18 protein-coding genes are annotated in these 23,018 nt (G+C 34.2%); 7 read left to right on the top strand and 11 right to left on the bottom strand.

Annotated features, from left to right (window positions below; all coding sequences use genetic code 11):
- Nucleotides 1–66: 66 nt before the first annotated feature.
- The gene (gene capA, locus AC4PRO_RS09680) at nt 67–1,107 is read left to right on the top strand and encodes a cysteate synthase (protein ID WP_492117211.1); all 1,041 of its coding nucleotides are present in this window, start codon (nt 67–69) and stop codon (nt 1,105–1,107) included.
- A 267-nt stretch (nt 1,108–1,374) separates the two neighbouring features.
- Here the strand turns inward: capA and AC4PRO_RS09675 are convergent, their stop codons facing one another.
- Entirely contained in the window at nt 1,375–2,577 is a 1,203-nt protein-coding gene (locus tag AC4PRO_RS09675) for an aminotransferase class I/II-fold pyridoxal phosphate-dependent enzyme (RefSeq protein ID WP_492117230.1), read from the bottom strand.
- A 16-nt stretch (nt 2,578–2,593) separates the two neighbouring features.
- On the bottom strand, nt 2,594–3,226 hold the full coding sequence (locus tag AC4PRO_RS09670) for a MarC family protein (protein WP_074724095.1): 633 nt from the start codon (nt 3,224–3,226) through the stop codon (nt 2,594–2,596).
- A gap of 157 nt (nt 3,227–3,383) precedes the next feature.
- On the opposite strand from AC4PRO_RS09670, the gene AC4PRO_RS09665 reads away from it, so the two are divergent.
- The 3 genes from AC4PRO_RS09665 to AC4PRO_RS09655 all read left to right on the top strand — a co-directional run bounded on the left by AC4PRO_RS09665 (nt 3,384) and on the right by AC4PRO_RS09655 (nt 6,084).
- Nucleotides 3,384–3,842: an Lrp/AsnC family transcriptional regulator gene (locus tag AC4PRO_RS09665; RefSeq protein ID WP_074724096.1), complete on the top strand. Its 459-nt coding sequence runs from the start codon at nt 3,384–3,386 to the stop codon at nt 3,840–3,842.
- Between the two features lie 155 nt (nt 3,843–3,997).
- The gene (lpdA, locus tag AC4PRO_RS09660) at nt 3,998–5,401 is read left to right on the top strand and encodes a dihydrolipoyl dehydrogenase (protein WP_492117210.1); all 1,404 of its coding nucleotides are present in this window, start codon (nt 3,998–4,000) and stop codon (nt 5,399–5,401) included.
- A gap of 143 nt (nt 5,402–5,544) precedes the next feature.
- Complete coding sequence (locus tag AC4PRO_RS09655; protein WP_492117209.1) at nt 5,545–6,084, top strand: lipocalin family protein; 540 nt, start codon at nt 5,545–5,547, stop codon at nt 6,082–6,084.
- A gap of 69 nt (nt 6,085–6,153) precedes the next feature.
- Here the strand turns inward: AC4PRO_RS09655 and AC4PRO_RS09650 are convergent, their stop codons facing one another.
- Nucleotides 6,154–6,531, bottom strand: coding sequence for a DoxX family membrane protein (locus AC4PRO_RS09650; RefSeq protein WP_074724099.1), 378 nt, complete (start codon nt 6,529–6,531; stop codon nt 6,154–6,156).
- Between the two features lie 242 nt (nt 6,532–6,773).
- Between AC4PRO_RS09650 and AC4PRO_RS09645 the strand changes: the two genes are divergently transcribed.
- From AC4PRO_RS09645 to AC4PRO_RS09635, 3 genes are read left to right on the top strand one after another with little or no spacing between them, the layout of a single operon-like run.
- Complete coding sequence (locus tag AC4PRO_RS09645) at nt 6,774–8,060, top strand: anthranilate synthase component I family protein (protein WP_492117208.1); 1,287 nt, start codon at nt 6,774–6,776, stop codon at nt 8,058–8,060.
- Nucleotides 8,061–8,107: 47 nt separating this feature from the next.
- The gene (gene tilS, locus AC4PRO_RS09640) at nt 8,108–9,421 is read left to right on the top strand and encodes a tRNA lysidine(34) synthetase TilS (protein ID WP_492117207.1); all 1,314 of its coding nucleotides are present in this window, start codon (nt 8,108–8,110) and stop codon (nt 9,419–9,421) included.
- A complete protein-coding gene (locus AC4PRO_RS09635; protein ID WP_492117206.1) occupies nt 9,418–11,451 on the top strand; it encodes a protein-disulfide reductase DsbD family protein in 2,034 nt (677 codons plus the stop codon). The genes tilS and AC4PRO_RS09635 overlap by 4 nt, the downstream gene beginning before the upstream one ends.
- Before the next feature lie 188 nt (nt 11,452–11,639).
- On the opposite strand, the gene AC4PRO_RS09630 is transcribed toward AC4PRO_RS09635, so the two are convergent.
- The 8 genes from AC4PRO_RS09630 to AC4PRO_RS09595 all read right to left on the bottom strand — a co-directional run bounded on the left by AC4PRO_RS09630 (nt 11,640) and on the right by AC4PRO_RS09595 (nt 22,989).
- Entirely contained in the window at nt 11,640–12,953 is a 1,314-nt protein-coding gene (locus AC4PRO_RS09630; protein WP_492117205.1) for an ammonium transporter, read from the bottom strand.
- A 278-nt stretch (nt 12,954–13,231) separates the two neighbouring features.
- Nucleotides 13,232–14,536: an amidohydrolase family protein gene (locus AC4PRO_RS09625; protein ID WP_074724104.1), complete on the bottom strand. Its 1,305-nt coding sequence runs from the start codon at nt 14,534–14,536 to the stop codon at nt 13,232–13,234.
- 44 nt (nt 14,537–14,580) lie between these two features.
- Nucleotides 14,581–17,574: an amidohydrolase family protein gene (locus AC4PRO_RS09620; RefSeq protein WP_492117204.1), complete on the bottom strand. Its 2,994-nt coding sequence runs from the start codon at nt 17,572–17,574 to the stop codon at nt 14,581–14,583.
- Nucleotides 17,575–17,726: 152 nt separating this feature from the next.
- Nucleotides 17,727–18,800: an alanine/ornithine racemase family PLP-dependent enzyme gene (locus AC4PRO_RS09615; protein WP_074724106.1), complete on the bottom strand. Its 1,074-nt coding sequence runs from the start codon at nt 18,798–18,800 to the stop codon at nt 17,727–17,729.
- Nucleotides 18,800–19,951 (bottom strand): alanine racemase, encoded by a 1,152-nt coding sequence (alr, locus tag AC4PRO_RS09610; protein ID WP_074724107.1) that lies wholly within the window; start codon nt 19,949–19,951, stop codon nt 18,800–18,802. Before alr ends, AC4PRO_RS09615 begins: the two co-directional genes overlap by 1 nt.
- Complete coding sequence (locus AC4PRO_RS09605) at nt 19,941–21,095, bottom strand: amidohydrolase (protein WP_492117203.1); 1,155 nt, start codon at nt 21,093–21,095, stop codon at nt 19,941–19,943. Before AC4PRO_RS09605 ends, alr begins: the two co-directional genes overlap by 11 nt.
- Before the next feature lie 6 nt (nt 21,096–21,101).
- Nucleotides 21,102–21,536, bottom strand: a complete 435-nt coding sequence (locus tag AC4PRO_RS09600) for a GNAT family N-acetyltransferase (RefSeq protein WP_492117202.1) — start codon at nt 21,534–21,536, stop codon at nt 21,102–21,104.
- Complete coding sequence (locus AC4PRO_RS09595) at nt 21,517–22,989, bottom strand: sodium:solute symporter family protein (protein ID WP_074724110.1); 1,473 nt, start codon at nt 22,987–22,989, stop codon at nt 21,517–21,519. Before AC4PRO_RS09595 ends, AC4PRO_RS09600 begins: the two co-directional genes overlap by 20 nt.
- Nucleotides 22,990–23,018: the final 29 nt, after the last annotated feature.

Genomic DNA, 23,018 nt, shown 5'->3' with positions numbered 1-23,018 from the left:
GAAATTTTTGTTAAATTTGCAATGTTTCGAGGTGTAATAAAATTCACTTCGACTAACTATTTTTTTATGAAAGAAGAAATACAAGCTTACAATAGTGTTTTAGAATTAATAGGTGATACACCTCTTATTAGGCTAAATAAAGTCACAGAAAAGTTAGAAGGTAATTTCTATGCAAAGGTAGAAGCTTTTAATCCAGGACATTCATCCAAGGATAGAATTGCTTTATACATAATTGAAGAGGCAGAAAGAAAAGGGATACTATCTCCAGGAGATACCATAATCGAAACGACATCTGGGAACACCGGATTTAGTATCGCCATGGTGAGTATCATAAAAGGATACAATTGTATACTAGCTGTAAGTTCAAAATCGTCCAAAGATAAAATTGATATGCTTCGCAGTTTAGGCGCTAAAGTCTATGTTTGCCCAGCACATGTCTCAGCAGATGATGAACGTTCTTATTACAACGTGGCTAAAAGATTGCATGAAGAAACAAAGGGGTCAATCTATATTAATCAATATTTTAATCAGTTGAATATTGATGCACATTATAACTCTACGGGACCAGAGATTTGGAAGCAAACGAATGGTAAAATTACTCATCTCGTAGCTTGCAGTGGTACTGGAGGAACGATTTCAGGAACAGCAAAATTCTTAAAAGAACAAAACCCTAATATTAAAGTGCTTGCAGTTGATGCTTTTGGTTCAGTATTGAAGAAATACCATGAAACAAAAGAATTTGACAACGATGAAATTTACCCATACAGAATTGAAGGTTTAGGGAAAAATTTGATTCCTTCTGCTACTGATTTTGATACCATCGATAAGTTTATGAAAGTTACCGATGAGGAGAGTGCACATTGCGCAAGAGAAATAACTAGAAAAGAAGGCTTATTTGTAGGCTATACTTCTGGAGCTGTTTTGCAGGCGATAAGACAATATGCCGACGAAGGTGAATTTGACGAAAACAGCAATGTAATTGCTATATTTCCTGATCACGGTTCTCGTTATATGAGTAAAGTTTATAGTGATGATTGGATGCACGAACAAGGATTTTTTGATAGTGTACATCAAGAAGAAGTTCAAAAAATAGAACTTATAAAATAAGATATTTATAATACGTAGATAACAAAAAACTCCAGAGAAATCTGGAGTTTTTTGTTTAGAAATAGAAGTATAGTCGCTTTCAAAATGTTTGCTTTTGTCTCTTCGGCTGAAAATCTGGATGTCCGCATTGCCATAATACAAAAGCATATTGGTCGGCAAAATTGAAAAGGGCGGATGTGTTTTTATGAAACAGATAAAACCCGCTTAAAATGGCTTTTAAGCGGGTTTTGGTAAAAAATCAAAAAATTATTTTATAACAGTCTTGGATTATAGAATATCCAATTCTTTCATACAGTCTTTCATCATTTCGTATGTTCTCTTAATGTCATTATCTAGACCAATTGAAAAACGGATTAAACCATCAGTCAATCCCATTTCTACTTGTTCCTCCAAAGGAATTTCGCTCGAAGTGGAGGTTCCAGGAGCACTAAACAAAGTTTTATAAAATCCTAAACTCACCGCTAAGTATCCTAAGTTGCGTGATTGCATTAGTTCCATTAAGGCATTGGCTTTAGCCAAAGAACCAACATCTATTGTCATCATTCCACCAAAACCGTATTCAGCATTGATCATCGATGCGAATAAATCGTGGCTTGGATGACTTTTTAATCCAGGATATACCGTTTTTACTCCATCTTTTTCAAAATGTTCTGCAAGATACGCAGCGTTATGACTGTGTTGCTTGATTCTCAGGTGAAGTGTACGTAGGTTTTTCATAACACTAGCAGAGCGCATGCTATCCATTGTTGGCCCTAGTAACATACTTGCTCCACTATTTACGTCTTTTAATTGATTGATAAAATCTTGTGAAGCACAAGTTACTCCACCCACAGTGTCGCTGCTTCCGTTGATGTATTTTGTCAAACTATGAATTACGATATCAGCACCAAATTTAACTGGAGAAACAGATAATGGAGAGAAGGTGTTGTCTACAACTAATGTCAAATTATGCTTTTTTGCAATTTTTGATAAACCGGCTATATCAGCCACTTCCAATAAAGGATTGCTTACTGTTTCACAATACAATACTTTCGTTTCCGGAGTGATCGCAGCTTCAACTGCATCTAGTTTTGTGATGTCAACAAATGTCGTTTTGATACCAAATCTTGGAGTGAAGTTTTTTAGAAAAGCATACGTTCCTCCATAAATCGTTCTGCTTGAGACGATGTGGTCTCCAGCTCCGCATAATTGCAATAAAGTAGGTGTGATGGCTCCCATTCCAGAAGCGGATACATTTGCCGTTTCAGTACCTTCCATTGCAGCCAGTGCTTTGTCTAAATACAAATTGCTTGGAGAGGAATGACGGGAATACAAATAACAGCCTTCCATGTTACCTTCAAAGGTATCAAACATAGTTTTTGCCGAAAGGAAAGTATAGGTAGAGGAATCAGAAATAGAGGGGTTTACGCCACCAAATTCGCCAAAATACTGTAAGTCTTGAATGTTGTCTGCGGGGTTGAATTTCATAATATTTTTTTTAAGTTAGTTATTTCATTAGATCGTGAATAATTGGCTTTAAGCCACTAAAAAAGAATTCGACTGCTATTACCATAACGATAAGTCCCATAAGTCTCATCATTACATTTATACCTGTTTGACCTATTAGTTTTATAATTTTAGAAGAGCTCAATAGAATGATGTACGTGGTTAAGACTACGACCGCAATAGAAACTAGTAGGATCACTATTTTAGACATTGAGCTAGCATCTTCCATTAAAACAATGGCGTTTGTTATAGCGCCTGGGCCGCAAATCATAGGAATTGCGAGAGGTGTTATCGAAATGTCATTTACATAGTTTTTGACTTCATTTTTTTTGATTTTTACAGTGCTTAATCTAGCCTGTAGCATATCCATTCCCATCATGAAAAAAATGACTCCTCCTACTATTTTAAAACTGTTTACGGAGATCCCAAAAAACTTGAATAGTAATTGTCCCGAAAGGGCAAAGCAAATGATAATGATGAAGGAAACTAAGGATGCTTTTTTAGCAGTAAATCTTCGTTCCTGTTCCGACAAATCAGTCGTCATGGTCAAAAAAATGGGCATCGTACCTAATGGATTGATTAGAGTAAAAAAAGAGGTGAGGCATAAAAGGCCAAAAGTTATTAAATCATCCATTGCAACAGTACTATTTATAATGTAAAGGACGTTTATATGGTTTTTATTGTCAATAATGGAGTGTAAAATCAGTTTTTTATATCGTCATAATCAGTTTATGTAGATTTTATTTCTATTTTTATCGAATATTTTATGCTTTCGCCAAAAAAACTACAAAATGACTTTAGACTTAATAGACAAAAAACTACTCTTATTATTACAAACAGACAGTAAAAAAACCACAAAAGAATTGTCTTTGAAATTGAATCTGTCCGTTACTGCAGTTTACGAACGTATTAAAAAATTAGAGAGAGAAGGTATTATTGATAAATACGTGGTATTGCTCAATAAGGAAAAGATTGAAAAAGGATTTGTGGTTTTTTGTCATTTAAAACTAATCCAGCACACCAAAGAATTTGTAACCAGATTCGAAAGTGAGGTGGCACAATTAATAGAAGTTTTAGAATGCTATCATGTAAGTGGTGACTATGACTACATTCTTAAGATTGTGGTGAAAGACATGAAAGCCTATAGGGAATTTTTAGTAACAAAATTAACTATACTTCAGCATATTGGCAGTACGCAAAGCACCTTTATGATTAGTGAAGTTAAAAATACAACGGTGGTTGAAGTTTAGGAAATTTTAGTGTGGATTTGACATTGTTTACAGGATATTAAATGCGTCGCTGTGTAAAATCTTAACAAAATATATTTAATATTAAACTTCAAACAAAACTTAATTCCTTAATTTTGTGCAACATTTTATAAAAAAACAACAAAAACAAATATACTATGAATTCATTTGACGTAGTCATTATTGGTTCTGGCCCAGGCGGATATGTATCAGCAATTCGTTGTGCACAACTTGGTTTCAAAACAGCAATTATCGAAAAATATTCAGTTCTTGGAGGAACTTGCCTTAATGTAGGATGTATCCCTTCAAAAGCATTGTTATCTTCCTCACACCATTATGCTGAATTAGCACATTTTGCTGATCACGGAATTGAAGTTTCTGGTGAAGTAAAAGTTAATCTGGAAAAAATGATTGCACGCAAACAAGCAGTTGTTGACCAGACTTCAGGCGGAGTAAAATATTTAATGGACAAAAATAAAATTACTGTTCTAGAAGGATTAGGTTCTTTTGTAGATGCTACTCACGTTGCGATTGCAAAAGCGGACGGAACTAGCGAAACAGTAGAGGCTAAAAATATTATTATTGCGACAGGTTCTAAACCTTCTAATTTGCCATTTATCAAAATTGATAAAGAAAGAATTATTACTTCGACTGAAGCATTAAAATTAAAAGAAGTACCAAAACATCTTGTCATCATTGGCGGTGGAGTTATTGGTATTGAATTAGGTCAGGTGTATTTACGTTTAGGAGCGCAAGTTTCTGTAGTGGAATTCATGGACCGAATCATTCCAGGAATGGATGCTTCATTGTCTAAAGAATTGACTAAAGTTTTAAAGAAACAAGGAATGAAATTCTACGTTTCACATAAAGTGAAGTCAGTAGAAAGAAACGGTGATGCAGTGACTGTACAGGCAGAAAATGCCAAAGGAGAGACAATCACTTTACAGGGGGACTATTCTCTTGTTTCTGTTGGTCGTCGTCCTTACACAGACGGTTTAAACGCAGATAAAGCTGGAGTTAAAATTTCAGACAGAGGAATGGTGGAAGTAAACGATCATTTACAGACTAATATTCCTAATATTTATGCAATAGGAGATGTTGTTCGTGGAGCGATGTTAGCTCATAAAGCAGAGGAAGAAGGAGCTATGGTTGCTGAAATCTTGGCTGGACAAAAACCGCATATCAATTATAATTTGATTCCAGGTGTTGTATACACTTGGCCAGAAGTGGCTGCAGTGGGGCAAACAGAAGAGCAGTTAAAAGCTTCTGGTGTGGAATTTAAATCTGGAAGTTTTCCTTTCAAAGCATTAGGTCGTGCAAGAGCAAGTGGAGATTTAGACGGTTTTGTAAAAATTCTTGCTGATGCAAAAACAGATGAGGTTCTGGGAGTTCATATGATTGGAGCTCGTTGCGCTGATTTAATTGCCGAAGCGGTTGTTGCAATGGAATTTAAAGCGTCAGCTGAAGATATATCAAGAATGTCACATGCGCATCCTACTTTTGCGGAAGCGATCAAAGAAGCGGCATTAGCGGCTACAGATAATAGAGCATTACACGTATAGTATGTACGATTTTATACTAATGAACCCGTCAAGTTATGTTTGACGGGTTTTTTGTTTTATGATTAAATTTTATAAGTTTCAATTTAAATTATATAAAGATATAACGGTGTTTACATAATATCTTTATTAAAAAATAAATTAGTATGAAAGTGAGACATGTAGTAGGTGCTTTAGCACTTGTTGGAGTAGGGGTTTTTCTTAATTCCTGCTCACGTAAAACGATTCCAGAGAAAGCAAAGGCTGTTCAAAATTTCGAGAAAGAAAAATATTTAGGAAAATGGTATGAAATCGCTAGATTGGATTTTAAATTTGAGAAAGGACTGAACAATACTACTGCTGAGTATTCATTAAAAGACAATGGAACGATAAAAGTGGATAATAAAGGATATGATGTGCAAAATGACAAATGGAAGCAAAGCATCGGAAAAGCGAAGTTTGTGAGAGACGAGAATGTAGCCATGTTAAAAGTGTCATTCTTTGGTCCTTTTTATGGGGGTTATAATGTTATTGCGATTGACAAAGAGTATAAATATGCTTTGGTTGCAGGAGGGAGTCTTAAATATTTATGGATATTGTCTCGTGAAAGGTCAATTCCGTTAGAAGTTCGCTCAGACTACTTGAAAATAGCAGAAGATATTGGTTATAAAACAGCTGATTTAATATGGGTGCAACATACTAAATAAAAGTACGAATTCATTAAATAACAAAACCGACTCTTATCTAGAGTCGGTTTTTATTTTTTAGACTAAAAATTAATCCATTTTGAATAGTCCTTTATAATTTTCCCAATGAGCAAAAATCAAGAATATGTTACCCACAAACACAAAAACGGCGAGCGGAAGGTTGTCTGGTGTCAAGAAGTAATTAATTAATAATATATTGAGGGTTACAGGGAAAATAACTAGATTAGCTAATGTGGTGAATTTGCCCGTTAAAAATGATAAACCACATAAGAACTCTACACTTTTTGCCAAAGGAAATAAATAAGTTGAGGCCATTAAACCAAGTTGGAATGCCTTGAAATCTCCTGTTGATACAGGCTCGGGGCTTAAGTGTAAAAAATAGCTGACAGAGGTATAGAGAAATAAAAGTCCAAGTATAGTTCGAATAATAATGGTAGCAATTTTCATAATATTTAGGTTTTATTGGTTAAAAATTTAAAATGTACTGATGCGGTAAAGCTCATTTATTTTTAATAGTATATTCCCCATTGATTACCGTCTCCGTTAGAAAAAAATAATTGTTATTTTAATAAGTGTTTTAATACTAACGTGTTACTGTAAATTTACGAAAAAAAACAACTGATTTTTCCGATAATGACATATTAAAGGAAATTTATTATTGTAATTTTGAAGTTTAAAGCTAAATTTTTTTGAGAACATCAATTCATAAGCCCATTTCAAATCCAAAATTGTTTAAAAAGCAACTTCTAATTTGGTCACAACAGTTTCGTGAAGTCATTTTTATGGATAGTAATGATTATCCGGATCAGCATTCAAGTTTTGACTGTGCTGTGGCAGTAGATGCTTTTACGTCTATAAAAACAGATTTTCATAATGCTTTTGAGGATTTAAAACAGTACCAACAAACAACAAAAGATTGGCTTTTTGGTTATTTGTCTTATGATTTAAAAAATGACGTAGAGAATCTGGAATCAAATAACTTTGATGGTTTGCATTTTCCGGATTTATTTTTCTTTCAACCAAAAAAAATATTTTTATTAAGAGGGAATGAGGTCGAAATTCAATATCTAAACATGTGTGATGATGAGTTAGAGGCTGATTTCAACGAGATAAACCTACAAACGACTCACGCAGAACTGCAGGCACCATCAGTTGCGATAAAACAAAGAATACCAAAAGAGAAGTATCTTGAGAAAGTTTCAAAAATGCTAACCCATATTCATCAAGGTGATTTGTACGAAGCTAATTTTTGTATGGAATTTTATGCTGAAAATGCGACTATAAATCCACTAGATAAATTCCTTAAGCTCAACGAAATTTCTCAGCCTCCATTTGCAGTATTTTTTAAAAACAACAAACATTTTTTGCTTTCAGCATCACCGGAGCGTTATTTGAAAAAAGAAGGGCAATTGCTTGTTTCGCAACCTATAAAAGGAACCTCGAAACGATTTTTGGATCCAATTAAAGACGAAGAATCGAAGAATAAACTAGCATCAGATCCGAAAGAACGATCTGAAAATATTATGATAACGGATTTAGTGCGGAATGATTTATCTCATACCGCTCAAAAAGGATCTGTACAGGTTACAGAATTATGCGCTATTTATTCTTTTATGCAAGTGCATCAAATGATTTCCACGGTTACATCTAGATTAGATTATCAATATGGCGCTGTTGATGCTATAAAGAAGTCTTTCCCTATGGGAAGTATGACTGGCGCTCCAAAAATTTCAGCTATGAACATTATTGAAGAATTGGAAGAAACGAAAAGAGCCTTGTACAGTGGGGCAGTAGGGTATTTTACACCCGATGGTGACTTTGATTTTAATGTTGTTATCCGAAGTATTTTATACAATCAAGAAAAGCAATATGTATCTTATTCAGTAGGAAGTGCGATAACTTCACTATCAATTCCAGAAAATGAATATGAAGAATGTTTGCTTAAAGCAAAAGCAATGCACGAAGTCTTGCAATAATTGCTATTCATAATTCGATATTGAATTTTAATCTTTATTTTTGAACTATGTTAGATAGACTCAAAAATCATATTGCTCAAAAACTCCCTTTTTTAAATAATAAAAAACTTCTTCTGGCTACCAGTGGAGGCTTGGACAGTATTGTAATGGCTCATTTATTTAATGAATTAGACAACCCAATTGCTTTGGCTCATTGTAATTTTCAATTGCGTGGTTTAGAGAGTTTTGGAGACCAAAATTTTGTTCAGGATTTTGCAGCCACTAATAATATCCCACTTTTTTTAACCCAATTTGATACGGAGGCTTTCGCCAAAGATTACAAACTTTCGACACAAGTTGCCGCTCGTGATTTGCGCTATAATTGGTTTTATGAACTTTTAGATACAGAAAATTACGATTACATTCTCACGGCTCATCATGCAGATGACAATATCGAAACTTTTTTAATTAATCTTAGTAGAGGAACTGGCCTAGAAGGATTGGTTGGAATTCCAGAACAAAATGACAAGATAATACGACCATTATTGCATTTTTCAAGGGCAGAAATTGCAAATTATGCCAAAGAGAACAATATACAATGGCGAGAAGACAGTAGCAATGCCTCTGATAAGTATTTGAGAAATAAAATTCGACATGATTTAGTTCCCTTGTTAAAAGAGCTTAATCCGCACTTTATTAGTTCATTCCAGAAAACACAATCTTATTTGCAGGAATCACAAGCCATGATTGAAGACGCATCAATCATGGTGTATCAACAAGTGGTAAGGCAAGAGGAAAACGAATTTTATTTTGATTTAAATCAGTTATTGAAATTACCCAATTATAGGTCTTATTTATACCAATGGTTGCATGAATTTGGCTTTACAGCTTGGGACGATGTGTATAATTTAGTAGATAGTCAATCAGGGAAGCAGGTTTTTTCGGCTGAGTTTCGATTAGTGAAAGATAGAAATTCATTAATTCTGAGTCCAATTGATTTTGATACTAAAAAGGAAGAATATTTTATTGATAAAGACCAAGAAGACGTTAAGATTCCCTTAAATCTTTCCTTTTGTAAAGTAGATGCCATTTCAATTCTTACAAATACAGTTATATTTGTCGATGCTGATAAATTAAGTTTTCCCTTAGTTTTACGCAAATGGAATGAAGGAGATAGTTTTCAGCCTTTTGGTATGGAAGGCAAGTCTAAAAAAGTGAGCAAACTTTTTAAAGATGAAAAATTATCCTTAATAGAAAAGGAAAATGTCTGGATATTATGGTCAGAAAATAAAATTGTTTGGTTGATCGGACTTAGACAAGATGAACGTTTTAGAATAGATAATAAAACACAAAATAGATTAAAAATACAATTAGAAGAATGAAGAAAATAGTAGGTATCCTTATTACTTTTTTGGCTTTTGCCAATGTAAATGCTCAAATTCTAGATCCAGTAAAATGGACAACAAAAATTGAAAAAAAATCAGATAATACGTATTTGTTGACTTTTGATGGGGTAATCGAAAAAGAGTGGCACATGTATTCCCAGTTTACACCTGATGGTGGCCCATTAGCTTTAGAAGTTGTTTTTAAAAATCAAAAAGGTAACTTTAATCTTGTAGGTAAAGCGAAAGAAAGCAAAACCAAAACGGCTTACAATGATATTTTTGAAGTAAATGAAACTTATTTTCAAAGAAAAGCTCAAATTCAACAGGTAATTCATGTTACGAACCCAAAGGTTGTAGCAATAGAAGCCGAGTTGAATTATCAGGTTTGTAAAGAAGTTTGTATCAATTTAGAGAAGAAATTTACTTTTGCAATACCTGCGAGTGTAGCAGTAATTACTGCACCCAAAGAAGCCGCTGTGGTAGTAGCTCCTATTGAAACGGATACAATAAAAACAGATTCATTAGCGCCGAGTCTTGGTGCAAGTAATAGGGTCGTTGCTTCGCCTGATAAAGAAGTGGTGGTAGAACCTAAATCAAATTCACAAAGAGGATTATGGTCTATCTTTTTTATAGCATTTTTATCAGGATTTGCTGCTTTACTGACACCATGTGTTTTTCCGATGATACCAATGACGGTAAGTTTTTTTACCAAGCAAAGTAAGACAAAAGCGAAAGGGATAAGAAATGCAATCATTTACGGAATTTCAATTATTGTTATTTATGTAATTCTTGGATTTTTAGTAACCTGGATTTTTGGTGCTGATGCTTTGAATGCATTGTCAACAAATGTGTGGTTTAATATTATTTTCTTTGTTTTATTAGTTGTTTTTGCCGCTTCATTTTTGGGAGCATTTGAAATTATGTTACCTAATTCTTGGGCAAATAAAGTGGACAGTCAAGCAGATAGAGGCGGGATTATTGGAATTTTATTTATGGCATTGGCGCTTGCAATTGTATCGTTCTCTTGTACCGGCCCTATAGTAGGTACACTATTAGTGGAAGCCGCTTCTAAAGGAGGAATCGCTCCAATCATTGGAATGTTCGGTTTTTCATTGGCATTAGCCTTACCATTTATGCTTTTCGCCATGTTTCCTGGATGGTTACATTCATTACCCAAATCTGGTGGATGGTTGAATACGGTAAAAGTCGTTTTAGGATTTCTGGAATTGGCTTTAGCCTTTAAATTCTTATCGAATGCTGATTTGGTATTGCAATTGCATTTGTTGGAAAGAGAAGTATTCCTAGCTATTTGGATTGCTATTTTTGGAACACTTGCCTTTTACTTATTCGGAAAAATTACGTTACCACATGATAGTCCTTTGACGCATATTTCAGTAGGACGATTAATGTTGGGATTAGTAACTTTAACTTTTACTATTTATTTAATTCCCGGACTTTGGGGAGCACCTTTAAAAATTATTAGTGCTTTTCCTCCTACATTAGAATACAGTGAAAGTCCTAATGGATTAGGTGGTTCGGCAAGTAATGTTGCGAATGTCATTTTGCCAGATGGTGCTAAAAGTGGGCCTCATGGAATAATAGTTTTTGATGATTATGAAAAAGGATTGGCTTATGCCAAAACAGTAAATAAACCTATTATGCTTGATTTTACAGGGTATGCTTGTGTAAATTGTAGAAAAATGGAAAATAATGTCTGGTCTGATGCTATGATATTACCGATTCTAAACAATGAAGTGGTACTTATATCTTTGTATGTTGATGACAAGAGAGATCTACCTAAAAGCGAACAGTTTATATCGAAAACGACAGGTTCTGAAATTGAAACAGTAGGGGATAAGTGGACTGATTTTATGATATCAAAATATAAAACTAATACACAGCCTTTGTATGTTTTAACGGATTTAGAGGGCAATAGTTTAAATAAAGAAAATCCAACTATTAGTTATGTGAGTATAGAAGAATATGGTAGCTGGTTAAAATTAGGAATTTCTAACTTCAAAAAATAATACCATTTATATTTATTAAGTGGTATAAAGCTATCTAGTATTCTGCCGATAAAATATGAAAATCATACCGTTTTTTTTTAACTATATTAAATACTAAGTTTGTGTAAAATAGAAAATCCCAATCTGAATTTCAGATTGGGATTTTTTTGCGTTAGGCTAGCCTAACTACAAGTTTTTTAAAAATACTATTATAAAAACTCTCCGTGTTGAGAGAGGTCTAAACCTAACTCTTCTTTATCTTCAGATACTCTTAGTGGTGTAATTTTATTGACAATAAAAAATAAGAAATACGATGCTGAAAAAGCAAATACGGAAACAATAATTAAAGCAGTTAATTGGTGAATAAATAAGGTTGTTTCGCCAAATATTAGACCTTGATCTGTAACCGCTGAATTTACCGTTTTAGAAGCAAAAACTCCTGTTAATAGCATACCTGTCATACCACCAACGCCGTGGCAAGCAAATACATCTAAGGCATCATCGATTTTTCCTTTTGGAAATTTACTAACGACAAGGTTACTAACAATACTACTGAATATACCAATGAATATAGCGTGTGGTATACTTACGAATCCAGCTGCAGGTGTGATCGCTACTAATCCTACAACGGTACCAATACAAGCGCCCATTGCTGAAAGTTTGTGACCAAGAATTTTATCTAAGAATACCCAAGCCATTCCAGCCGCAGCCGCAGCTACAGTAGTCGTACCAAGAGCTTGTACAGCCAAACCGTTTGCTCCTAATGCAGAACCTGCATTGAAACCAAACCAACCAAACCATAATAAACCAGTTCCTAGCAATACATACGTAATACGTGCAGGGTTTGATTTTTGAGCTTTTCTTTTTCCTAAAAACATGGCGCCAGCTAATGCTGCCCATCCAGCACTCATATGTACTACAGTTCCACCAGCAAAATCCAACACTCCCATTTTAAAGAATAATCCTTCTGGATGCCAGGTCATATGACATAATGGAGCATATACCAAGATTATGAATAGAACCATAAATAGTAAGTAAGCCCAGAAGCGAATTCGTTCCGCAAAAGCTCCAGTAATTAAAGCAGGTGTAATTATTGCAAATTTTGCTTGAAATAAAGCGAATAATAGAAAGGGAACTGTTGGTGCTAAAGACCAAGCAGTATTGGTACCAACACCTTGAAAGAACAAGTTAGGCAAAGGATTACCGATAATACCTCCAATTGAAGGTCCAAAAGACAAGCCGAATCCAATTACTACCCAAAGTACTGTAACAACTATCATAGCCATAAAACTTTGTAACATGGTACTGATTACATTTTTTTTACCTACCATTCCACCGTAAAAGAAGCCTAAACCAGGGGTCATGATTAAAACAAGTGCTGTAGCAACTATCATCCATGCGGTATCTCCAGTATCGAATGCTACTGCTTCTGCCGGAATAGGATGTGCAGAAAGTATGGAAGTTGAAAATAGGGTCACTACTAAAAGGGAAAGTAATAGTATGCTTAAAACGATTTTTCTCATGTTGTTTAGAATTAAATTTCAACAAAAGTATAAAATCATTTAATATCCCTATTAAAATGGTATCAAATCTATTTATTTTTATGGTTTTTATGTTTTGACCCCTGTTTTTTTAAAGGTATACTTGAATATGGCTTTAATAATAAGGATTCTCTAATTTGGGTAGAAATTTTATATACTGAATTTTATTTTTTTGATCTAAAGCAAAAAAAAAGCAGATAATTTACGATGTCGTAAATTATCTGCTTTTAAAAGTATAAAACAAGTTTTGTGTACAATAACTATTTTTGATTGTATTTTTCCTTATACCTTTTATTCAACTCAGATTGATGCGTTTCAAGACTTATCATTCTACCTTGAATAAAAGCATGTGATATTTTATTAGTTCGCATGTCTAAGGCATCACCTGAAGACAGGAATAATGTGGCATCTTTTCCTATTTCAAGTGTTCCACATTGGTCATCTATTCCTAAAATTTTGGCTGTATTAGAAGTGATTAATTGCAATGCTTGTTCCTTGTCTAGTCCATATGCGGCGCAAGTTCCAGCTAAAAAAGGTAGGTTTCTTGTGTTCATTCTTTCCATCGAACCGCTATTTTCTAACCCTACTAAAACACCTTTATCTGTTAATAATTTTGCAGCTTTATAAGGTAAATCAATATCGTCATCCTCATGTTCTGGCATATCATGAACTCTTTTTAGAAGGACAGCTATATTGTTTTTCTGTAATAATTCAGCAGTTTTGTATGCTTCGTAACCACCAACGATAACCATTTTTTTAATGCCATTGCTTTTCGCTAATTGAACAGCATCAATGATTTGCTTTTCTTCATTAGCATTTATAAATAAAGTTTGAGAACCATCAAATAATCCTTTCGTTGCTTCAAAAATTAAATTTCGTTCTTTCACATTTTCTACTTGATAGGCTTTTGCATTAGCCAGAAAAGTATTTATTTCGTTAATTTGAGTTATGTAATCTTTATTTTCCTCAATGGTGCCAGGTTCAAACCACGACCCGCTTCTCTTATAGCTGGATGGAAAATTAAGATGAATTCCATCATTTTCTTTCATGATTGCATCTTTCCAATTCCAAGCATCTAGTTGAACAATAGAGGAAGTTCCTGATATTCTGCCGCCACGAGGTGTAATCTGAGCAATTAAAATACCATTAGGTCTAACGGTTTCAATAACTTTTGATTCTGCATTGTAGGCTATAATACTTCTCACATTTGGATTTATCTGTCCAATTTCACTTTCATCATCTGATGATTTAACGGCATCAATCTCAACTAATCCTAATGTAGAATTAGGTGCTATGAATCCAGGATAGACTTCTTTGCCATTGGCATCAATAGTTATATCATAAGCACTTTTATCGATTCTAATTGCTGTAGCATCTGCAATCAGGGTGATTTTGCCATCTTTAAAACCTAAAGCGCTATTTTCAATAACTTGTCCATTACCGATATGCGCCTTGGCATTGAGAATCAATATTGATTTTGATTGTTTAGGCGCAGGTGTTTGTTGTGCATTTGATGCTATTGATAAACTTAATAGCAATACTACTATATATATGTTTTTATTCATTTGTCTATAATTTATTTAAGTAATTGTGATGGTTAAAGTTCAATTTATTCAAGTTCTACACTATCACAATGGTATTCTTTTTTCTCTTTTCTTTTTGGTTCTTGAGTAGTTGCGCCTTTATTTTTCTCTTGTAATAATTGACCAATTAACTCGTTTCGTTCTTTGGCAATTGCTACTCTTTGCGACTCATCTTTTTGAACATCATAATATACTACTCCTTCAATTACTGTTTTCTCTGCTTTAGCATATATAGATAAGGGATTATTGTTCCACAGTACAATGTCTGCATCTTTACCTACTTTTATGCTTCCTACTTTGTCGTCAATGTGTAATAATTTAGCTGGATTTAAAGTAACAAATTTCCAAGCCTCTTCTTCAGAAAGATTACCATATTTAACTGCTTTTGCCGCTTCTTGATTTAATCTTCGAGACATTTCAGCATCATCAGAATTATAAGCTACTACTAATCCTGCATTATGCATTATTGGCCCATTGTAAGGAATGGCATCATTTACCTCAAATTTATAAGCCCACCAGTCTGCAAATGTGGAAGCGCCAACTCCATGTTCCTTCATTTTTTCAGCTACCTTATACCCTTCAAGAATATGAGTGAAGGTATTGACTCTAAAATTAAATTTATCGGCAACGTTCATTAACATTAATATTTCTGATTGAACATAAGAATGGCAACTAATAAAGCGTTCTTTATTCAGTATTTCAGCTACTGCTTGTAAATCTAAATCTACTCTGGGAGCATCTCCTTTTCCTTTTTTCGAATTAAAATTTTTCCATACTAAGTCATATTCCTTGGCACGTTGAAAATAATCGGTAAAAACTTGTTCAACACCCATTCTTGTCTGAGGAAAACGAGTTGGATCTATATTTCCCCAATTGGATTGTTTCACATTTTCACCCAAGGCAAATTTGATGAATTTAGGTTGGTTTTTATACAGCATTTCATCTGCATCTTGTCCCCATTTCCATTTTACAATGGCTGATTGTCCACCGATGGGATTTGCAGAACCATGTAATAATTGCGAAGTAGTAACTCCACCCGCAAGTTCTCTATAAATATTTATATCTTCAGAATTTACTACATCTTGTATGGATACTTCGGCACTTGAGTTGTGTCCACCTTCATTTACTCCACTAGAAATTGCGATATGAGAATGTTCATCAATAATTCCACTTGTTAAGTGTTTTCCTTTTGCATCGATGATTGTTGCAGTTGCATCAGAAAGATTTTTACCAATAGCTGCGATTTTTCCATTCTTAACTAAGACGTCCGTTTCTTCAATAATACCCTCTTTCTCATTTGTCCATAACGTTGCATTTTTAAATAGTAACGTTTCAGTCGTTAATTTATTTGTATTACCGTAAGCTACATTTGGGAATGTCGTCGTCATAATAACATTGTTTTTCTGCAACTTTAGTGAATCTACAGGTTTAACAAACGGAGCAATTTTATTCGCTGACCATTTTACTTCATTTCCATTAAATAAAATAGCTTTCCCAGAAAGGGTTTGCACGTCCTCAATATATCCTATTAATCGGGTGAATGTTGTTTGTGTAGAATCTGATGACTTTATTACGTTTGAAATCCAATTGTTTGAAATCGAAAGTTTAGAGCTTAATTTTTTAGAATCCGCAGTATTGACTTCAGATTTAGGAGTCTCGATTTCGCCGGTAATTTTCCATTTGTATTTTTTATCGGCAATAGTCAAGTCATATTCTCCTCTAATATCTTTAACATTGATATCACTGACAATATATTTGGATCCTTGAACCCAGTTTTCATAGATTTTGGTTTGGTCATTAAATATTTCACCAGAAGTAATAATAAAGTTGGCATAATTTCCATTTTTTAAACTTCCAATTTCATTACTTTTCCCTAATATCGAAGCAGGTATCGTCGTTAATGCTTCTAATGCTTTTGTTTTATCGAAACCATATTTTATAGCTTTAAGTAGGTTTGTTCTAAAATCTTCTATTTTCTTCAACTTATCCGTAGTCAGTGCAAAAACGACACCATTGTCTGTTAAAACTTTAAGATTGGTAGGTGCTTGATTCCAAAAACGCAAGTCTTTCAATTCCATTTGATTGGCCTGATTAGGATCAGAAACATCATAAGCTTCAGGAAAATTTATGGGAATAATAAACTGAGCTTTAGTATTTTTAATTTCTTCAATTCTTTCGAATTCATTTCCTATTCCCTTCATTACATAAGTCAAGCTAAATTCCTTCGCGATTTTTGACGCTCGCATACTATTTAGTTTGTCTTCGGTAGCAAAGATTTGAATTAGCTTTTCATTTTCTGACAAGGCGTTTAATGACAAATCCTTAGTTTCAGAATTTCCGTTTTTATACCACTTTAAGTCATAATTTACTTGTCGTAATAATGCTATCATTCCCATTAATGAACTCGGATAGGCTTGATTTGAGGTAATACTTCTAGCGAAACCAAAATGATTAGAAATTTTAGCGGTTAAAAATCTATTGTTTTTTTCATTGTTGTTTAAAGCAATCAAAGCCCCAGTTCCTTGTGCAATTCCGTCTTGAACATGAGTTCCTACTACTCCAAATCCGGCTTTCAATAGCTCTTCTGCTTTTGGTTTATCGTAATTAAAATTATCAGAAGCATTGACTTCTGAACGAATGTGCTCATTCCAATAATAACCTTCTCGTTTTGTGTCATAAGACTGACTTTGGCGCGAACCTTCTGTTTTTTTAGGTTTGTCCATTCCAAAGCTAGTATACATATCAATAAAAGAGGGATAAATTGATTTTCCTTCTAAGTTTACTGTCACTGCATTTTTTGGTATTACAACTGAATTTCCTGCTGCAATAACTTTTCCGTTTTGAATAAGCAAAGTTCCTTTTTCGATTATTTGTGTTGGAGTTACAAAAATGGTTGCATTAGTAAAAGCAGTGTAATTATTGTTTTTATTTTGAACACTTTCATTATTTGGAAAATATTCTTGGGCATTAATTTTTGGTATAAAAATTAATAAAAATAGAAGGGTAGTAATTTGTCTCATTTGGTTATGGCTAATTTTTTGCTAAATATAATTAATTCATGAGAATTAAACCTTGATAATTGTAAGAATTAACAGTTGTTTATTTTTATATAAAAAAAGGGAAAATGATTTTATCAGTTTCCCTTTTAGAGTATCATTATGGATTAAAAATTTTATCCAATGGTTTTTTCAATATAATCTGAATTTAAAAGATAAAGTGCTCCCATATATTGAATTTTAAAAGAGACTAAATCCCCTATTTTATATTTCTTTTTAGAGTTTGAAATGTCAATTACTAACATATCAGAACTAGCATCGACGATAGTGATATCAAGGTCTTCTGCTTCAATATATTGCGGTTGCATATCCAAGAGTCCAATATCCAGAATCGCACGTAAAGAAGTAACACCTAAATCGGCATTATCATCCATTACATAGGTATTCCCAACCCCGCTTTCGCCTAATTCACCTGTTGGAGTATCTGGTTTTTCGGTAATTTCGATAATTTCCGAGTACAATTTGAATACATCATTATGCATTCCTTTAATGGTTTCGCCAGTAAACAGGTCTTTGCCAAAAAATAATGCTTCTCCAACTCTGAAATGATTCACTGCCATAGGACGTGCATTTTTCAGTATTAAAGGGATAGCTACAGAAGTTCCACCGGAAACCCAGGGTATTTTAATGTTGAATTTAGCTTCAATCAATTGTTTGTATAGACTCAACTGAATTAATTTATCTTGAGTAGGCATAATCCCGCTCAGGCAATTTAGGTTGGTACCAATACCTAAAATTTCAATATTAGCCAAACTTAAAATACTGCCGTAAAATTCAACTAATTCTTCACCCATAACTCCTTCGCGCAAATCGCCCATCTCAATCATTATAATGACTTTGTGGGTTTTGTTTTGCTTTTTTGCTGCTTGGGAAAGCATTTTTATAGTGTCTATTTCAGTATTAAAACTTACATCGGCATAGCTTACAATACGATCAATGCTTCGTTTTGCTGGAGGCTTGATATAAACAGTTTGGATAGTAGGATCTAATGCCTTTATTTTTTTTAAGTTACTGATGCGGGAATCATGCATTTCTCGTACACCTAATGCGATAATTTCTTTTAAGTATATTGTATTTCCGCAAAGAAGCTTGGTAACAACACCCCATTCTATATTTCTCGATTCAAAAATGTTATTCAAGAAACTATAATTCTCTTCTAATTTTTTTCTGTATAGTTTTATAAAGGCCATTATTTTATAATTTTGCGTGGAATCGTTTTAGAAATTCGGGTTAATAATTCATAATTAAGTTGATTACTATAATCACTGAAAGAAGCTACTGATACTGAAAGATCACCTTGAGAGCCAATCAATACAACTTCATCGTCTTTCTTTACTGACTCTAGGTTTGTCACATCGACGGTCATCATATTCATGTTTACAGATCCAACTACTATGCAACGGTGGCCATTGATAAGAACTCGGCCCTGGTTGCTTAGAGAACGACTATAACCATGGGAATAACCAATTGGAATTATTGCAACTGTCATTTTTCTTTCTGCAAGGAAACTGGTTCCATATCCTATGAACTCTCCAATTTTCACTTTTTTCACGCTCATTATTTTACTTTTCCAAGTAATAACTCTTTGAAGAGGGTCGATTTTACTCTTTTTTGTACTCAAAAAATTGACAAATACTTCAGGGCTTGGCCACAATCCATATTGAATGATTCCTATTCGAACCATATCCATTCTAGTTTCAGGAAACATTATAGATGCTGCTGAACAGGCTGAATGTTTGATTTCTGGTTTTAGATCGTTCTTACAAAGATATTGATAAATTTCTTCGAATCGTTTAATTTGCTTATCGACTCTATAATAGTTTGCAATACTTTCGGCACCTGCATAATGTGTACAAAGTCCTTTAAAGGAGATATGTTCTTTTTCTTTTTTTAGAAAAGTAATTACTGAATTCAGTTCGTTTTTTTCAAAGCCAGTACGGTTCATTCCAGTCTCAACCTCAATGTGCACGATTGCTTTTTTATGGAGCTTTTTAGCTGTTTTAGCTGCCTTAGTCAAACGGGCTTTGTCAAAAACAAAAAATTCTACATTATTATCGACGACCCATTCCATGTCTTCATCTTGAACGAGTCCCATGACCATAACAGTAGCTTTATCTTCTAATTCGGCTTTAACGGCTCTCGCTTCCTGGACATCAAAAACAGAGAAGTGAGTTATGCCATTATTGTAGGCCATTGAAACAATTTCTGTGACTCCATGTCCATAGGCATTTCCTTTTACGACGCATGAAATTTGTACTTTTTTTCCAAAAGTGGTTCGGAGAAAAGCGAGATTTTTTTGGTAAGCGGAATTGCTGAGTTCTATTGTTGAATTAGTGTGCATTTGTAATCTGTTTGCTTATGTGGTGGAAAATAGATACACCTGTTGTAATAATGTCGTCTGGAAAATCGTAATCAGGATTGTGTAAAGCAGGCGTGTCTATTCCTGATCCTAATCCAAACATTGCGCCTGGATAGTGCTGGGTAAACAAACCGAAATCTTCTCCCCAAGTAAAAGGGGTAGGTTTTTCCAATAGTTCAAATTGATTTTCTTTTGCAGCTTTCTTGATGAAGTGAACCGCCGTTTCATCATTCTCATTGGCTTGAAAACCTTGTGTCCATTGTATGTTGCATTTTAATCGATATTCATCTGCTACAGCTTGTGCAATATTTTCTAGAGTGGTTTCGATCGTTCTCATCTGAGCATTACTGTCGCTTCTCACGGTAAAATGAACTTCTCCAGCTCCCGCAGAAACACCATAAGCCTTTTTACCCATTTTAGTATAAATAGGAGTGATCAGGCAATAATTTTCTTTTGAAATATCAGCCTGAATAAAAGTATTAAATTGGGTAATAATCGAAGCTATCGCTAAGGCAGGATTGATTCCTTTTTCAGGTTCTCCGGCATGTGCGGTAATCCCATCCAATTTTATGATAATACTATTCACTGCGCAAGTAAAAGTATCGTTTTTAACTACAATCTGATTTTTTGGATATCCAGGTAAATTGTGCAAGGCAAAAACGTAATCAGGTCGAAATCTTTCAAATTTCGCATCTGAAAATATTTTTTGTGCTCCGCTACCATCTTCTTCAGCAGGTTGGAATAAAAGAATTACTGTACCTGTTTCGGGCTTGTGTTGGGATAATTGGGTTGCTAAACCGCATAAAATTGCCATGTGACCGTCGTGCCCACATTTATGAGAAACACCATTGCTCAGCGAACGATGTTCGAACATATTGATTTCTTCAATGGGTAAGGCATCTAGTTCACATCTAAACAATACTGTTTTTCCTGGTTTTGTACCTTTATAAATGGCAATGACTCCAGTTTTTCCAATATTAGTTATGACTTCATCAGCTGGATAATTTTCTAGAAAAGAAGTGATTCTTTTTGCAGTTTCTACTTCTTTTCCAGAAACTTCCGGGTATTTATGCAGTTCCTTTCGTAGTAGAACAAGTGGTCCTACCCGTTGGTTTAAATTCTCCATTTTGGACTATTTGATAAGACGCATTTCTAGGTATTTATTAGTAAAACCTAATTTTTCATATAATCCTTTAGCTGGATTGTTTGGCTCTACGTGAAGTGCTATGTTTCCTTCAGCAATAGATATTGCTTTTTGCATTAATTTTTTTCCAAATCCTTTACCGCGTTGGCTATTATCAACCGCAATATACACTAAGATATTCTCAGGTATAAAATCTTTCATCCCTGTATTGTTTAGAATAACAACGCCTACAATTTTATTGTCGTCTAAACCTACGACTATATTCCCTCCTTTATCAGGGTTCATAACGTAAGCGATACATTTTAGAATGTCTTCCACTTTATCTCCGTACTCTTCTAAATGAGTAAAAAGAAACTGAGCAATAATTTGATTTGTATATGTTTTGTCTTCGCCTGAAGTACTATTAATTATTTTGAATTCCATTTTGTTTTTCTTTTTTGTTATGATGATAAATTGATATGGTAACGAACAATAATAACGAAATACTTATTCCGTAAATATTTGCGTCTAAATGTTCGGGTAGTTTTATTCCTAAAGGTAACTTATTTTCGGTAATTATGAGTAAAATTGTGGTTGCTCCTCCAAAAAGCATACTCCAAAAAGCGGCAATTGGGTGGCTTTTTTTCCAAAACAAAGCGCCAAGGACGGGGATGAATAACCCAGAAACCATAAAGGCGTAGGAGTAGAGCATCAGTTCTAGTACGTTTTGCATTTGGGAAGCCAATAAGATTGCGAATATTCCAACTAGTAGCGTTACGATTTGCGAAAGTTGGAGTTCTTTTTTATGCGTTAACTCTTTTTTAGAAAATTTAGCAATGATATCAGTAACGATATTTCCGGAAGCAGCCATTAAGCAACTGTCAGCGGTGGAAAGTATGGCCGAAAAATAGGAGGAAAGCATTAATCCCATTAAACCAATCGGTAAAATGGTAGCCAGTAAAATAGGCAATCCCATTTCGCTGTCCATTGACGCAGCGTCTGTAATTCCGTCAAACATACCTTTTGTTGCCGCTACCTTGGCTAACATTCCAAGAATAACTCCCATAAACGCCATTATTGGCCATTCAAAAACTCCGGCAATTATCCAAGCTTTCTTCGCTTCTTTTTCTCCTTTACTAGCATAAATTCTTTGGTATAGCGTCATACCAACAAACCAAATAGGAATAATCGTGACCGACCAATTTAATAGTTGGTACCAGGTTACATTTGTCAGCGATAAATATTTAGGATCTAATGTTTCTTTAATGGCATCGTATCCACCTACTGCATTATATGCCACTGGTATTCCTATAAAAACTAATCCACCTATTAGGATTAACCATTGAATCGTATCGGTGTAAATCACTGCTTTTAATCCTCCAATCGAAGTATAAGCCACCGCAATAACTCCCATAACAATTAAGGCAGTTTGAATATTCAGACCGTCAATTGTTGCCGAAGCTAATTTGGCTCCAGCCAAAACCTGTGAACTAGTGAATCCGATGTACCCGATTGCAGAAATAATTCCGGCCAAAAGAGCGACTTTTCCATTGTAAAAATGACCAAAGATTTGCGGAAAAGTGAAAAATTTATATTTGTGTCCCAACTGGCTAACTTTTGGAATTAGGAACACAGCACTTAACCAGGCGCCTAGTAGCCCTGTAAATAACATCCAAGATCCTGATATTCCCATCGTAAAACCAAGTCCTCCCAAACCAATTGAGAAACCACCCCCAACATCAGTAGCGACTACCGATAAACCAATATGCCAGCTGCTCATGTTTCTTCCACTAACATAAAAGTCCTCGGCAGTTTTATTTTTATTAAAAAAGTAGAGACCAACACCTAACATAGCCAGCATGTAAACGACAAAGATTATATAATCTATTATGTGCATTTCTTGTTATTTCAGATTATTTAGTAGCC

Source organism: Flavobacterium sp. DW-iso2 (assembly GCF_058725285.1).
The sequence above is the reverse complement of the archived record's forward strand: the minus strand, read 5'-3'. Positions and strand labels throughout refer to the sequence as shown.